Annotated in this window: 15 protein-coding genes; 6 read left to right on the forward strand and 9 right to left on the reverse strand. The window is 71.2% G+C overall.

What is annotated here, in order from left to right; genetic code table 11:
• Nucleotides 1–16: 16 nt before the first annotated feature.
• The 4 genes from hutH to BN39_RS18575 all read right to left on the reverse strand — a co-directional run bounded on the left by hutH (nucleotide 17) and on the right by BN39_RS18575 (nucleotide 4,300).
• Nucleotides 17–1,552, reverse strand: coding sequence for a histidine ammonia-lyase (hutH, locus tag BN39_RS18560; RefSeq protein WP_019203949.1), 1,536 nt, complete (start codon nucleotides 1,550–1,552; stop codon nucleotides 17–19).
• Nucleotides 1,552–2,928 (reverse strand): amino acid permease, encoded by a 1,377-nt coding sequence (locus tag BN39_RS18565; protein WP_019203950.1) that lies wholly within the window; start codon nucleotides 2,926–2,928, stop codon nucleotides 1,552–1,554. The genes hutH and BN39_RS18565 overlap by 1 nt, the downstream gene beginning before the upstream one ends.
• A 123-nt stretch (nucleotides 2,929–3,051) precedes the next feature.
• Nucleotides 3,052–3,627: a class I SAM-dependent methyltransferase gene (locus BN39_RS18570; protein ID WP_019203951.1), complete on the reverse strand. Its 576-nt coding sequence runs from the start codon at nucleotides 3,625–3,627 to the stop codon at nucleotides 3,052–3,054.
• 19 nt (nucleotides 3,628–3,646) lie between these two features.
• Nucleotides 3,647–4,300: an amino acid-binding protein gene (locus BN39_RS18575; protein ID WP_019203952.1), complete on the reverse strand. Its 654-nt coding sequence runs from the start codon at nucleotides 4,298–4,300 to the stop codon at nucleotides 3,647–3,649.
• Nucleotides 4,301–4,410: 110 nt separating this feature from the next.
• Between BN39_RS18575 and BN39_RS18580 the strand changes: the two genes are divergently transcribed.
• The 5 genes from BN39_RS18580 (at nucleotide 4,411) to gatA (ending at nucleotide 8,449) form a co-directional block, all read left to right on the forward strand.
• Nucleotides 4,411–5,022 carry an antibiotic biosynthesis monooxygenase gene (locus tag BN39_RS18580; protein WP_019203953.1) on the forward strand — a complete coding sequence of 204 codons (612 nt, stop codon included), beginning with the start codon at nucleotides 4,411–4,413 and terminating at the stop codon, nucleotides 5,020–5,022.
• A gap of 59 nt (nucleotides 5,023–5,081) precedes the next feature.
• Nucleotides 5,082–6,017 (forward strand): AraC family transcriptional regulator, encoded by a 936-nt coding sequence (locus BN39_RS18585; RefSeq protein ID WP_019203954.1) that lies wholly within the window; start codon nucleotides 5,082–5,084, stop codon nucleotides 6,015–6,017.
• Nucleotides 6,014–6,559, forward strand: a complete 546-nt coding sequence (locus BN39_RS18590; protein ID WP_019203955.1) for a dihydrofolate reductase family protein — start codon at nucleotides 6,014–6,016, stop codon at nucleotides 6,557–6,559. The genes BN39_RS18585 and BN39_RS18590 overlap by 4 nt, the downstream gene beginning before the upstream one ends.
• Before the next feature lie 88 nt (nucleotides 6,560–6,647).
• Nucleotides 6,648–6,956: an Asp-tRNA(Asn)/Glu-tRNA(Gln) amidotransferase subunit GatC gene (gene gatC / locus BN39_RS18595; protein WP_019203956.1), complete on the forward strand. Its 309-nt coding sequence runs from the start codon at nucleotides 6,648–6,650 to the stop codon at nucleotides 6,954–6,956.
• On the forward strand, nucleotides 6,953–8,449 hold the full coding sequence (gatA, locus tag BN39_RS18600; RefSeq protein ID WP_019203957.1) for an Asp-tRNA(Asn)/Glu-tRNA(Gln) amidotransferase subunit GatA: 1,497 nt from the start codon (nucleotides 6,953–6,955) through the stop codon (nucleotides 8,447–8,449). The genes gatC and gatA overlap by 4 nt, the downstream gene beginning before the upstream one ends.
• A 119-nt stretch (nucleotides 8,450–8,568) precedes the next feature.
• Here the strand turns inward: gatA and BN39_RS22425 are convergent, their stop codons facing one another.
• The 5 genes from BN39_RS22425 to BN39_RS18625 all read right to left on the reverse strand — a co-directional run bounded on the left by BN39_RS22425 (nucleotide 8,569) and on the right by BN39_RS18625 (nucleotide 12,428).
• On the reverse strand, nucleotides 8,569–9,465 hold the full coding sequence (locus BN39_RS22425; protein WP_159103264.1) for a DUF559 domain-containing protein: 897 nt from the start codon (nucleotides 9,463–9,465) through the stop codon (nucleotides 8,569–8,571).
• A 190-nt stretch (nucleotides 9,466–9,655) separates the two neighbouring features.
• Nucleotides 9,656–10,087, reverse strand: coding sequence for a carboxymuconolactone decarboxylase family protein (locus BN39_RS18610; protein WP_019203959.1), 432 nt, complete (start codon nucleotides 10,085–10,087; stop codon nucleotides 9,656–9,658).
• A gap of 74 nt (nucleotides 10,088–10,161) precedes the next feature.
• Nucleotides 10,162–10,641: an Rrf2 family transcriptional regulator gene (locus BN39_RS18615; RefSeq protein ID WP_040768697.1), complete on the reverse strand. Its 480-nt coding sequence runs from the start codon at nucleotides 10,639–10,641 to the stop codon at nucleotides 10,162–10,164.
• 33 nt (nucleotides 10,642–10,674) lie between these two features.
• Nucleotides 10,675–11,823 (reverse strand): alpha/beta-hydrolase family protein, encoded by a 1,149-nt coding sequence (locus tag BN39_RS18620; RefSeq protein WP_148281532.1) that lies wholly within the window; start codon nucleotides 11,821–11,823, stop codon nucleotides 10,675–10,677.
• Nucleotides 11,824–11,873: 50 nt separating this feature from the next.
• Nucleotides 11,874–12,428, reverse strand: a complete 555-nt coding sequence (locus BN39_RS18625) for a phospholipase A2 (RefSeq protein WP_148281533.1) — start codon at nucleotides 12,426–12,428, stop codon at nucleotides 11,874–11,876.
• A 111-nt stretch (nucleotides 12,429–12,539) separates the two neighbouring features.
• Between BN39_RS18625 and BN39_RS18630 the strand changes: the two genes are divergently transcribed.
• On the forward strand, nucleotides 12,540–13,835 hold the full coding sequence (locus BN39_RS18630) for a sensor histidine kinase (protein WP_019203963.1): 1,296 nt from the start codon (nucleotides 12,540–12,542) through the stop codon (nucleotides 13,833–13,835).
• The last annotated feature ends 8 nt before the right edge of the window (nucleotides 13,836–13,843 follow it).

Genomic DNA, 13,843 nt, shown 5'->3' on the forward strand with positions numbered 1-13,843 from the left:
TCGTGACCGCGTCCGATCAGGACAGCGGGCCCGTGACCTTCTCCGCTGCGTCGACGAGCGCACCGGACGCGGCGAGCTCGACAACGGCCTCGATCTCGGGTGCGAGATACCGATCCGTGCCCGGGCCCTCGACGCGGCTGCGGATGAGGTCCCGCACCGCACCGGTCGCGGCGGCGGGCTCGAGGGGCGCGCGCATGTCGATGGCGCGGGCCGCGGTGAGCGCCTCGATCGCGAGCACCCGGGTGAGGCCGTCGATGGCGCGGCGCAGCTTGCGGGCGCCCGACCAGCCCATCGACACGTGGTCCTCCTGCATCGCGGAGGAGGGGATGGAGTCGACGGAGGACGGGGCGGCGAGCCGCTTCAGCTCGGAGACGATGGCGGCCTGCGTGTATTGCGCGATCATGTGCCCGGAGTCCACGCCCGGATCGTCGGCGAGGAACGGCGGCAGGCCGTGATTGCGGGCCTTGTCCAGGAATCGGTCCGTGCGGCGCTCACTCATCGACGCCACATCGGCCGCGACGATCGCCAGGAAGTCCAGCACGTACGCTACGGGCGCGCCGTGGAAGTTGCCGTTCGATTCGACCCGCCCGTCGAGGGTGATGACGGGATTGTCCACCGCACTGGCGAGTTCGTACCCGGCCACGGTCTCGGCGTGGGTGACGGTGTCGCGGGCGGCACCCGTGACGATGGGCGAGCAGCGCAGGGAATAGGCGTCCTGCACCACGGTGGTGTCCTCGCGGTGGCTCGCGACGATCGGCGAACCGTCCAGCAGGCGCGTCATGTTCGCCGCTGCCAGCGCCTGGCCGGGCTGCGGGCGGAGGGCCTGCAGATCGGCGGCGAAGACGCGGTTCGTGCCCATCAGGCCCTCGACGCTCATCGCGGCGGTGATGTCCGCCAGCTTCAGGAGGCCGCGCAGATCGTGGCACGCCATGACGAGCATGCCGAGCATGCCGTCGGTGCCGTTGATGAGCGCGAGCCCCTCCTTCTCCTCCAGTACGACCGGGGTGATGCCGGCCGCGGCGAGGGCGTCGGCGGCGGGGACGAGCGCACCGTCGGCCGTGCGGACATCGCCCTCGCCGATGACGGCGAGGGCGCAGTGGGCGAGCGGCGCGAGGTCACCGGAGCATCCCAGGCTGCCGTACTCGTGCACGACGGGGGTGATGCCCGCGGTGAGCATCGCGGCGTACGTCCGCGCCACCTCGGGGCGCACGCCGGTGCGCCCGGTGGCCAGCGTGGACAGGCGCAGCAGCATGAGGCCGCGGATCACCTCGCGCTCGATCTCCGGGCCGGACCCGGCCGCGTGCGAGCGGATCAGGCTGCGCTGCAGCTGCTTGCGCAGCTCCATCGGGATGTGCCGGGTGGCGAGCGCGCCGAACCCGGTGGACACGCCGTACACCGGCTCGGGGCTGTCGGCGAGCGCGCGGATGTGTGCGCGGGTCTCGGCCATGGCGTCCAGCGATTCCCGGGACAGTTCCACGGCGGCGCCCTCGCGGGCGACCCGCAGGACGTCCTCCGGGCTGACGGCGCCGATGCCGACGGTGACGGTGGTCATCAGATCTTCTCCAGTTCGATCGAGGGGGTACGGGGGAGGAAACGGAACGCCACGGCCAGTATGCCCAGCCAGGCGGCGCCGACGTAGAGAGCGACGCGGGTGTCGTCGCTGAAGGCGAGGAGCACCGTGACGAACACGAGGAAGGCCATCGTCACGATCTGGCCGTACGGCCACAGCGGTACGGGGAACTTCAGCCCCGCCTCCTGCTCAGGAGTCATCGATCGCCGCGACTTGTACTGCGCCGCCAGGATCATCAGCCATACGAAGATGGTGGCGAAGGTGGCGATCGACGCGATGACTGCGAACACGTTCTCGGGGATCAGCCAGTTGAGCACGACGCCCACGAGGAGGGCGCCGGCCATGATCACCACGGTGAGGTACGGAACGCCGTTGCGCGACACCTTGGTCAGCGCCTGCGGGGCCTGTCCGCGCTGGGCCATACCGAACAGCATCCGGCCGGCGCCGAAGACGTCGCTGTTGATCGCGGAGAGCGCCGCGGTGATGACCACGACGTTGAGCACCGCCGCCGCGGGGCCCACGCCGAGCGCCTCGAAGATCTGCACGAAAGGACTGCGCTCCTCGCTGATCTCGTCCCACGGGATGATCGCCATGATCACGGCGAGGGTCAGCACGTAGAACAGCAGGATCCGCACGGGGACGGTGTTCACCGCGCGCGGGATGGTCTTCTCGGGGTCCTGCGCCTCGCCGGCGGTGATGCCGATGATCTCGCTGCCGCCGAACGCGAAGATGACGATGGCGAAACAGCCGAGGAATCCGCCGATCCCGGTGGCGAAGAAGCCCCCGTGCGACCAGAGGTTCGAGACGCCCTGCGAGGTGTCGTGCAGTCCGAAGCCGAAGATCAGCACGGCGACGCCGCCGGCGATCATGGCGATGATCGCGGCGATCTTGACCAGGGTGAACCAGAACTCGAGCTCGCCGAACGTCTTGACCCCCACCAGGTTCACGGCAGCGATGAAGAAGATGATCGACAGGACCCAGATCCAGCGCGGGACGTCCGGGAACCAGAAGCCCATGTAGACACCGAACGCGGTGACGTCGGCGAGGGCGACCACGATCATCTCGAAGATGTACGTCCATCCGGTCATGAATCCGGCGAGCGGCCCGAGGTTCGCGGAGGCGAACTCGCCGAACGACCCCGCCACGGGATTGCGGACCGCGAGCTCGCCCAGGGCGCGCAGCACGACGTAGATCGCGGCGCCGCCGATGATGTACGCGAGCAGGACGGCCGGACCGGCGGACTGGATGGCCTGGGCCGAGCCGTAGAACAGGCCCGTGCCGATGGCGGAGCCGAGCGCGATGAATCTGATGTGCCGCGCGGACAGGCCGCGCACCAGCGTGGAACCGAGATCGGTCACGGGGACTCCTAGCGGGCGATCGGGGGTGTGCGGTGAGTCACACGCTGATATGTATAGCGCTGTATATACAAATACGCAAGGGGGTGTCCGAAAGCGCCCGAAAGGCGCCGCGCGGTGGTCGTGTCAGGCCTTCGTGGCGCGGAACCGTGCCAGGCCCGGGGAGTGCGCGACGGACAGGTCGCGGAGCGGCAGCGCGGCGAGTGCCGGCTCGAGCTCGGAGCGCTCGATGAACCGGTGCGGCGACCGGTCCAGGCGGTGCACCACACGGGCCGCCGCCGTGGAGAGGAGGTCGTAGCCCGCGAGCGTGCCTCCCGGGCGCAGTACTCGTACCGCCTCGGCGAGCGCCTCCTCCCAGTCGATCACATGGTGCAGCATGAGAAAGGAGACCACGGCGTCGAAGGAGCCGTCGTCGAAGGGGAGGTGGGTCGCGTCGGCGACCCGAGCCGAGATCCTGGAGTCGGCGCGGACCACGTTCGCGCGGGCCGCGGCGACCATCGCCGGGTCGAAATCGGTCACGGTGAGCGTCGTTCCGTCCTCGCTGCCCGCGACGAGCCCTGCGGCCATCGCACCGCTCCCGCCCCCGATCTCGAGGACGCTCCCGCGGGGACGGAAGCCCTGCAACGCCCAGGGGAGGATCACGTGCCGCGCGGCCGCGCGCCACACCGGGGTGCGGCAGAAGATCGCCTCGGCCTGCGACATCGACGGCAACGGGCTGCTCCTACTTCACCAGGACCGTCGCGACGATGCCGGCGAGGTAACCGAGGCGGGCGACCTCGGACGGGCGGAAGTCCGGGCCGCCCGGGCGGCCGACGAGCACCACCTTGCCGATCGCTCCGAGCGGAGCGGCGGCGAGCTTGGTGTCCATCTGCTGCCAGGTGTCCGGCACCCAGTCGGCCTCGGCGTCGAGCGCGGCGGGGCCCGAGAGCGGCAGGAAGTCGAAGTGCGGCGGGCGCGTCTCCGGCAGGCCGGAGGAACCGAACACCGGCCAGTCCGTGTCCGGATTGTTGGCCAGCACCGCGCACCAGCCCACCCGCAGCACCCGGGGTACCTGGTCCACCAGCATCTGCAACTGATCGCGTCCCGCGCCGGCGACCTTGTCGATCAGCTCCAGTTCGCGGTGCGTGTCCAGGACGCCCGCGTACGGGCGGATCGAATCGACCTTGATCCCGTCGAGCGCCTCCGCCGCGGTGATCAGCGTGTCGGGGAGCGACTGCGGGCCGAGGTCGACGACCAGATCGTCGACCGCGTAACCCTCGCCGCGCTCCACGACGTCCAGCGAGAGGATGTCGGCGCCCACCGAACCGAGGGCGACGGCGAGTGAGCCGAGGCTGCCGGGCCGGTCCGTCAGGCGTACGCGTAGGAGGTAGGACACGCGTCGATTGTGGCATCACGCTCCGGCGGACGCAGATCCTGGCGCGGCGTCGGCAAGATCACACCCCTCCCGGTTGGTGCCGGGGAGCCCGGGACCCGACACTGATGTGCATGCCCACCGACACCCACTCGGAGGCGCCCGCGGCCCACAAGGCCTCGCTCACCTCCGTCGCCCGACGCATCGCCCCCGGCCGCGAACACGACTTCATCGCCTGGACCGATGCCGGAATCGCGCTCGCCCGCACGTATTCGGGATTCCTCGGCGGCGGCTGGGTCCGCTCCGTGGACGAGCCCGATGAGTACTTCGTGATCTACCGCTTCGGCTCCGACGACGAGCTCGCCGCATGGCAGCGGTCCCGTGTCCGCAAGCACTGGCTGGAGCGCGGCGAGGGGATGGCCGTGGAGACGGCCACCCACCGGCTGTCCGGGATCGAGGGCTGGTTCTCGCCGCAGGCGGACGGAAGCACCGGTGACGGGCCCGTCGCCGCGCCCGTCACCGTCGTGCCGCCGCGCTGGAAGCAGGCCGTCGCCATCTGGCTCGGCTTCTTCCCGCTGTCGCTTCTGATCAACTTCCTCGTGCTGCCGCACCTGGACTTCCTGCCGGGGCACGGCTGGGGCCTCGTCGGTCGCACGCTCGTCGCGACGCTGATCAACACGCCGCTCATGGTGTTCCTCGTGCTGCCGTGGGTCACGGCCAGGATCAAACCCTGGCTGGAGAGGTAGCGGCTGACCGAGCAAGAACGGTCAAGCGACGGCGGCGCCGGGCGGTCGATACTGGTTGCATGCCCGAACCCGCCGATCCTCTGCGCCGCCTCCTCGAGGCCGTCCTCGCCGACCCGCACGACAGCCTCGACGCCATGGCCGCCGGCGCCTACACCTCGCCCTTCCACTTCTCCCGGCTGGTGAGCTCCGGGGCGGGGGAGTCCCCGGTCGCCCTGCGCCGCAGGGTGCTCCTGGAACGCGCGGCGTGGCAGCTGCAGCGCGGGTCGACGGTGACCGACGCGGCCTTCGCCGCCGGGTACGAGTCCGTCGAGGGGTTCATCCGCGCCTTCGCGCGGGCCTACGGGCACTCGCCCACGGGACTGCCGCGCACCGTCGGGCACTGGCTCCCGGCGCCCAACGGCCTGCACTTCCACTCGCCGACCGTGCTGTACGTCGATGCCACAGAGGGGCACGAGGATTCGGCGGGCGACGTTCTCGCGCTGCAGGTCCAGCACGACGCCGCCGACATCGGAGCGCTGCTCGACGCCGCAGCGCGGCTGCCCGGCGACGAGTACCACAAGGCTCGGCTCCCCGGATCGCGTCCGCGGAGCTGGGACGGACCCGACGAGTCACTCGCGCAGGTGCTCTGGCATCTCGTGCACAGCGCGGAGCCCTGGCTCGCGACCATCGCGGGCGACCCGGATCCGCAGCGCGACCCCGACGACGCACCCGTTGCGCTGCGGGCGCACCACGACCGGATCTCCCCGCAGTGGCTCGCCGTGATCCGCGACATCGAGCGGCGCGGAGCCTGGGGCGACCGGGTGATCGACGCGCTGTGCGATCCGCCCGAATCCTTCCTGCTCTCACAGATCGTCGCGCACGAACTGACCTTCTCGGCGCACCGTCGTCTCCTGGCCCGCTGGATGCTCGCGGACGCCGGCGTGGCCATGGACACCGCCGAGCTCGACCCCGATCCCATCATCTGGCACCGAAGAATCACGGGAGGAACGTCATGACGTCCTACAGCTACTACACCGCGTCCACCCTCGACGGCTTCCTCGCCGACGAGAACGACAGTCTCGCCTGGCTTCTCAGCCAGCCGATCGACGACGGCGGGCCGCTGAACATCGAGGAGTTCATGGCCGGGATCGGCGCGATCGCCATGGGATACACCACCTATCAGTGGGTCGTCGACCACATCGCCGAATCGGATGAGCTGTGGCCGTACGCGGACTACCCGACGTTCGTCTTCACCCATCGGGAGCCCGAACTCCTGCACGAGTCGATCCGCCTGATCGCCGGGGATCCGGCGTCGCACCGCGCCGCGCTGGAGGCGGCGGCCGGGGACAAGGGCGTGTGGGTGGTCGGTGGGGGCGACCTGGCGGCCCAGTTCGCCGAGGCGGGGATGCTCGACGACGTCGTGATCAGCTACGCGCCCGCCACCGTCGGTTCCGGGCGGCCGTTGTTCCCGCGGGCCTTCGACTTCGAGCTGGTCGAGTGGGCGCGCAACAAGGCCTTCCTCTGCGGCCGCTACCGCGTGGTGGGCGCTCGGGACTGACGATGACAGGCGACACCGGCGCACCGTCGGGCGTCGTGACACACGCCTGGTAGCCGGTCGGTTCGCGGCGCCGCATAGGATCAGGGGCATGTCTGCCATCTCCCGGGACGAGGTCGCGCACCTGGCGCGGCTGTCGCGCCTCGCCGTGACCGACGACGAGCTCGACGTGTTCGCCACACAGCTCGATTCGATCCTCGAGCACGTGAAGGTGGTGACCGAGGTCGGCTCCGACGACGCCAACGCCGACGTCGCGCCGCTCACCCTGCCCGTGGGCAACGTGAACGTGAACCGGCCCGACGCCCCGGTCGCCGGGCTCACCCCCGAGCAGGCGCTCTCCGGCGCACCCAACCGCGAGGGCGACCGCTTCGCGGTGCCGCGCATCCTGGGGGAGGAGTGACCGTGACCGACCTGCGTGCCACCACCGAGATCACCGGCTCCACCGCCGCCGACCTCGCCGCGAAGATCGCCTCCGGCGACCTCAGCTCCGTCGAGGTCACCCAGGCCCACCTCGACCGGATCGCCGAGGTCGACGGTGACCTGGGCGCGTTCCTGCACGTCTCGGGCCAGGAGGCCCTCGCCGCCGCCCGCGCCGTCGACGAGGCCCGAGCCCGCGGCGACGAACCCGCCTCGGCCCTCGCGGGCGTGCCGCTGGCGCTCAAGGACGTGTTCACCACGACCGACGCGCCGACCACCTGCGGGTCCAAGATCCTCGAGGGCTGGACGCCGCCCTACGACGCGACAGTCACCGCCACCCTGCGCGCCGCCGGTATCCCGATCCTCGGCAAGACCAACATGGACGAGTTCGCCATGGGCTCGTCGACCGAGAACTCCGCGTACGGCGTCACCCGCAACCCGTGGGCGCCGGACCGTACCCCCGGCGGCTCGGGCGGCGGCAGCGCCGCGGCCCTCGCCTCGCACGAGGCGCCGCTCGCCATCGGCACCGACACCGGCGGCTCCATCCGGCAGCCCGCGTCGCTCACCGCGACCGTCGGCGTGCGACCCACCTACGGCGCGGTCTCGCGCTACGGGCTCGTGGCCTGCGCGTCGTCGCTGGACCAGGGCGGCCCGTGCGCGCGCACCGTGCTCGACACCGCGCTGCTGCACGAGGTCATCGCCGGGCACGATCCGCGCGACTCCACCTCGCTCGACGCCCCGGTGCCCGATGTGGTCGCGGCCACCCGGGCCGGCGCAGTGGGCGACCTGACCGGCGTGCGCGTCGGACTCGTCAAGGAATTCGGGGCGGAGGGCACGGAGGCCGGCGTGCAGGCGTCCTTCGAGAAGGCCGTGCAGCAGCTGCGCGACCTGGGCGCCGAGGTCGTCGAGGTCTCGCTGCCCACGCTGCAGTACTCGCTCGCCGCGTACTACCTGATCCTCCCGTCGGAGGTCTCCTCGAACCTCGCCCGGTTCGACGCGATGCGCTACGGCCTGCGCGCCGGCGACGACGGCAGCCACTCCGCGGAGGAGGTCATGGCGCTCACCCGCGAGGCCGGCTTCGGACCGGAGGTCAAGCGGCGCATCATGATCGGCACCTACGCGCTGAGCTCCGGCTACTACGACGCCTACTACGGCAGCGCCCAGAAGGTGCGCACGCTGCTGGCCGCCGACTTCGCGAAGGCCTACGAGAAGGTGGACGTCATCGTCTCGCCGACCACCCCCACCACGGCGTTCAAGCTGGGGGAGAAGGTCGGCGATCCGCTGGCGATGTACCTGTTCGACCTGTTCACGCTGCCGACCAACCTCGCAGGGCACTGCGGCATGTCGGTGCCCTCGGGGCTCTCCGGCGACGACGGGCTCCCCGTCGGGCTGCAGATCCTCGCGCCGGCCCAGGCCGACGACCGGCTCTACCGCGTGGGCGCCGCCTACGAGGCCGCCCGCGGCCCCGTCGCCTGAGTTCCCGCCCGGGGCCGCCGCGCGGGCCGGCGGCCCTCGACGGAACTTAACAGCGTTAGCCCAGACGGCGTCCTGCGGAAACGTCTGCATCGAGTGCTACCTACTCGCTGGTAGGTGGGTCAAGCGTCGTACCCGCATGCGGCGAGCGCGGAGCGGACGCGGCGCAGCAACACGTCGGGCCGGTGCGCGAGGGGGCCGGCGGTGACGATGATCAGCTTCCAGCCCAGGTCGCTCTCGAGGGAGTTCCACCGCTCGACATCGCGCTCGTGCTGCTTCGCGTCGCGGTGGTAGGCGCCGTCGTACTCGACCGCCACTTTGTGCTCTTCGTCGGCCAGGTCGAGGTAGTACTCCCCGTCGAGCACGGGGACCTGCGGGATCATGGTGGTGAGGCCTGCGCGATGGAGGGTCAACCGCGAGAACGTCTCCCAGGGCGACTGCGCGCGGCCGTCAGCCTCGGCGAGCACGTCGCGGATGCGGCTGCCCCGCCACCATTCACGTCGCTCGAGCTCGGCCTCGATCTGCGCCCGCGTCGCCATCGCCGGGCGCGCCACCCACGCCGGACGGTGCGCCGTGGCCGGCCTGCCGAGCACCCGCAAGCACTGATCCGCGGCGGCGATGCCCTCGTCGCCGGCGGTGTACCGGATGAGATCCATCGTGGTCCGGAGCGGTGACGTGCACGGCAGCCCGTAGCGGACGACCACCTCGCTGGGCGTGAACTCCGCGGTGCGGCTGACCACGCCGCGGCGACGGATCTGCTTGGGGCCCAGGACCTCGACGAAATCGCGCGACTTCGCCATCGAATGCAGGTGTAGCCGCGCCGCCGTCCACCCGCACAGCACCGCCCCGAGGTATTCGCGGACCATCGCCGTCGCCAGATCGCCCACCTCGCCGCCCCGCGCACGACGGGGCACCCGGTATCCGGGCGTGATGCATCGGTAGTCGGTCTCCGCCGCGTACCGGCCGAGCTCGGCGATCAGGTCGCCGGACCGGTGCACCTCGCGCTCGAACGCCCCCATGTCCATTGGACGCATCGGGGCTCGCCGAGGTTCCCTCGGGCGTGTTACTCGCGGGTAGCTAGCAAGCGATGCAGACGTTTCCACAGGACGCCGTCTGGGCTAACGCTGTTAAGTCAGGAAGCCGGGGGGGCGACGGGGTGCAGGGGCGACGGGGTGCGCGTGCGGGGGTCGACGGGGTGGGGTGGCGCGGTCAGGGGGTGGGGTGGAGGTGGGTGGTGATACCCAGCATGTTCCATGTGTTGATGGTGCCGACGGCGACGAGCAGGTCGGTGCGGCGCTCCTCGCCGAGCAGGCGGCCCGCCTCGTCCCAGAGTGCGTCGTCGACGGGATCGATTCCACCCGTGAGGCGTTCGACGAAGGCGAGGGCGACGCGCTGCGTCTCGTCGAAGAACGGGCTCTCCTCCCATGCGGCGACGCCGTGGATCGTGCGGGTGGGCGTGCCGAGGCGCTCCAGGTCGGTCGCGTGCATGTCCACGCAGTAGGCGCAGCCGTTGATCTGCGAGGCGCGCAGCTTGATCAGGTCGTACAGGACCTTGCCGAGCGATTTCGCGAGCCTCCCGTCGAGGGCGATGAGCGCCTTGTAGGTCTCGGGCGACGACGTTGCTCCGGGGGTGCGGGACATGGCGGTTCCTCTCATTAGTGGATACTCGATATCCAGGTTTTGAACGGGTTGATGGGCTTGTGGGGGACTGTGTCTCAGGCTCCGTCGAAGTGTCGTCGTGCGGCTTCCGCCACGCGACGCGGGGTGGCGCCCGACAGATCGGCGATCGATGTGGTGGCCAGTTCGCGGCGCCACGCGAGCTCCGCGCCGCGCATCGCGTGGGCGATGCCGCAGGGCTTGGTGAACTCGCTGCGCGGGTTCCCCTCGTTCATGCCGCGCTGCCGGATCTCGGTGCACGCGAACGCCGCCGTGGAGCCCTCGATCGCGGCGACGATGTCCATCAGCGTGATCTCGGATGCCGGGCGTGCCAGGCGGATTCCGCCGCGCCGGCCCGAGACGGACTCGGTGATCCCGGCCCGCGCCAGCGCCTGCAGCTGCTTACCGAGGTAGGCGGCGGGCAGGTCGTAGGACTCGGCGAGGCGCGAGGCGGGAACGGGGGTGAGGTCGCCCTCGTCGAGCCAGTGCAGCAGCACGCACGCGTGCGCCGCCCACTCGACACCCTCGTTCATCCTCATGCCCACTCCTAATCCTGGACATAAGATATCTGGTTAAGCCGCGGAGGGCAACCGGACTCCGCGAACCAGGTCCGCGCCCTGCCGCTCGTCGTACCGGTGCCCCAGGCCGGGCGGGGGAGCCGTCGCCCCGAGCAGGTCCGCCGTCGCCTGCACGAACGAGAGCACGGGTGCCCAGGGCGGGCGAGGGGTGGCGCGCCCCGGAGTCGTCGCCTCGCGGTCCGGCGGCTCCACCAGCAGCGACGGGGACCAGATCCCCACCGGATCGGAGGCGTTCAGTTGCACCGGCCCCACAATCGCCACGCCCGCGGGCGTGCCCGACTGCAGCGTCGACAGCACCGTCACTCCCAGCTGTTCCGCGCGCTCCCGCGCGGCGACCACGCCGACGGCACCCAGGCTCTGACCGAACAGCCGGACCGCGGCGCCCGGCGCCCGGTGGTGCAACGCCTCGATGACGGCGGCGGATGTACTCGCCGCCGCGTCCCGGTGCAGGACGAACGACTGCCAACTGGGTTGCTGCGTGTACTGGACGGCGATGATCGTGCTGTCTCCGCGCAGTGACTCCTCGACGCCGCGTACGAAATGCGGGTCCACCCAACCGGATCCGGTGGGAACCGCGATCACGATCGGGTGCCGCAGGCCGCCCGACGCGATCATCCGGTCCACCGCGGAGGCGGCCCGTGCCGCGGGGGTGGCCCCGTCGGACAGCGCTCCGTAGACGCGGATGCCCGGTGTGGCGGAGGTGATCTCGGCGAATCGCTGTGAGTGCGGGCGAGAATCGACGGGGGTGGCCGTGGCGGGCGCGGCGACGCTCACCGCGCCCGCCACGCCGACGATCATCGCGACGACCACCGTCCGGGCGCGGCGGCGGGACGCCCACACCGTCGCGACGAGGAACGGCACGCCCAGCACCGTCACGACCAGGACGGCGAAACCGGCCGGTCCCACCGATGCCGTGCCCGAGGCCTCGCGCAGCGCGTTCTGCCACAGCAGCCAGACCACGGCGGCGATCGTGGTGGCGTACACCGCGAACCGGGTGGATGCCTCCGATGGTGATGCGCCCCAACCGAACCGGCGTGCGATGAGGTGTCCCAGTGCCGCCCCCAGCGCGCCCAGAACCAGCGTGACCGCCGCCTGCACCACGAGGGTGCGCGGCAGCTGATTCGGGTACAGCGAGATCGCCACGGCCACTGCGTAGCCGGAGAGGACGCTCGCGCGGGGACGGACTACCGCGTTCACAGCCGTCCGCCCGCGGTGAGCCAGCTGGCCGCGAGATCGCGGGCTGACTCATCGCGTGGCGGACCGTCGTGCTGGCGCCAGGTGTTGGCGCGCACGGACAACATCACGACATCGGCGACGTGGGAACAGGACTGGCGCTGATCGACGGGGCGAGAGCCGCACGCGGACTGCAGCCGGTCCTCGAAGGCGTCGTCGATCCGGACGCGGGCCCAGGCGCCCAGTGGGCGCCCCTGAGCGTCGGCGTGGCGCAGGAGGTCGTACCCCAGATCGTGCGCCTTGCACGGGGCGTCGAAGCCACTCGGCAGCGGCAGCACCGAGGAGCATCCGCCGTGCGGATTGACCGCGAATCCGGGCCCCGGCTCCGCGCGGTAGGAGAATCCGGGCGGCATCGCGGCGGCCTGGGCGGCGGCCGACGACTCGGGCGCGGTGACCGCGCGCACCGCGGTTGCGGTGGCCTCGTCCTCGATCCCCTCCGCGGAGGCGGGCAGGGACAGGCCGAAGGACAGGGGGACGGCGAGGACCGCGGCGGCGGCGACGATACGGCTTGACATGGCCACGACGCTCGCAGCGCGACGCGGACGACCGGATCGGCTGCGAGAGCGGTTCGATATCACCCGAAAGTATGAGGACGCCCGGCGTCGCGCGCACATAGCGTTCTCCTCATGATGAAGACCAGCAGGATCGAGCGGGTCGGACGGGCGACGGTACGCGCCGGCCGCTACCTGGACCGACAGAGCGCTCTGCACATCGCCGACCCCGGCGGAACCCTGCACGACACCCCGCTCGGCACATTCCTGTCCCGCAAGGTGAACTGGCTGTTCCTCCTGGTCGCACTGATCATGTGGGCCGTGGCTTGGCCGACGCTCAACGAGCAGTTCCACGTGCCGGCGATCTTCCTGCCGATCATCAGCGGACTCTCGGTGCTGCCGCTCGCGATCGCATGGGCGCACCCGCGAACGGCGTGGGTGATCATCGCATCAACCGCTGCACTATTTCCAATGCTGTGGTTCTTCACACCCAAGTACGACTGGGAGTGGGGCTGGCAGGTGTCGCTCATCATCGCGATGCTCGTCTCCACCGTGCTCGTCTACCTGCGGGCCACGCCGCTCGACGCCGCGGTCGTCTGGGCCGCCTCCTCGCTGCTGTTCTGGGTGAACGCGCAGCCTGGCACCGGCGGGGGCTGGGTAGCCGGTCTGACCACTGCCTTCGTGGTCTGCATGCTGCTGCGTCTGGCCCTGCAGTCGCGCAGCCGGCTGGAGGAGCAGACCGAGGTGAGCGAGCTCGAACGCGGCCGCCGTGCCGTCCTCGAGGAGCGGACCCGCATCGCCCGGGACCTGCACGACATCGTGGCGCACCGGATGTCCCTCGTGGTGGTCCAGGCGCAGACCGCGCAGTACCGCGTCCCGGGCGTGTCGGAGCGGGCGCTCGCCGAATTCGACGGCATCGCGGTCGCCGCCCGCGAGGCCCTCAACGAGGTCCGCGCCCTGCTCGGCGTGCTGCGCCTCGACGACACCTCCGCGCAGCTCGCCCCCGCCCCGGGGCTCAGCGGCGTCGACGAGCTCATCGACGGTGCCCGCGCCGCGGGGGTCGCCGTCGACTACCTGCCCCTGCCCGATCCCTCCGCCGTCGGGGAGGGCGCCGCGATGGTGGCCTACCGGATCGTGCAGGAATCCATCGCCAACGCCACCCGGCACGCCCAGGGCGCGCCGATCACCGTCGCCCTCACACTCGACACCGGGGAGCTGAACCTGCGGGTGGAGAACGGCCCGCGCGTCTCCGACGCCGACCTCGGAGGCCCCGGGCTCGGCCAGGGGATCCCCGGGATGATGGAGCGGGCGCGGTCCGTGGGCGGTTCGCTCACCGCGGCACCCGTCGCGGGCGGCGGCTTCGCGGTCCGCGCCACCCTTCCGGCGCGGCCCGAAGCGCGGCCCGAAGCCCGGCCCGACGCGCAGCACTGAACGGCTAG

It is taken from the genome of Tsukamurella sp. 1534, from assembly GCF_000312385.1.
GTDB lineage: Bacteria > Actinomycetota > Actinomycetes > Mycobacteriales > Mycobacteriaceae > Tsukamurella.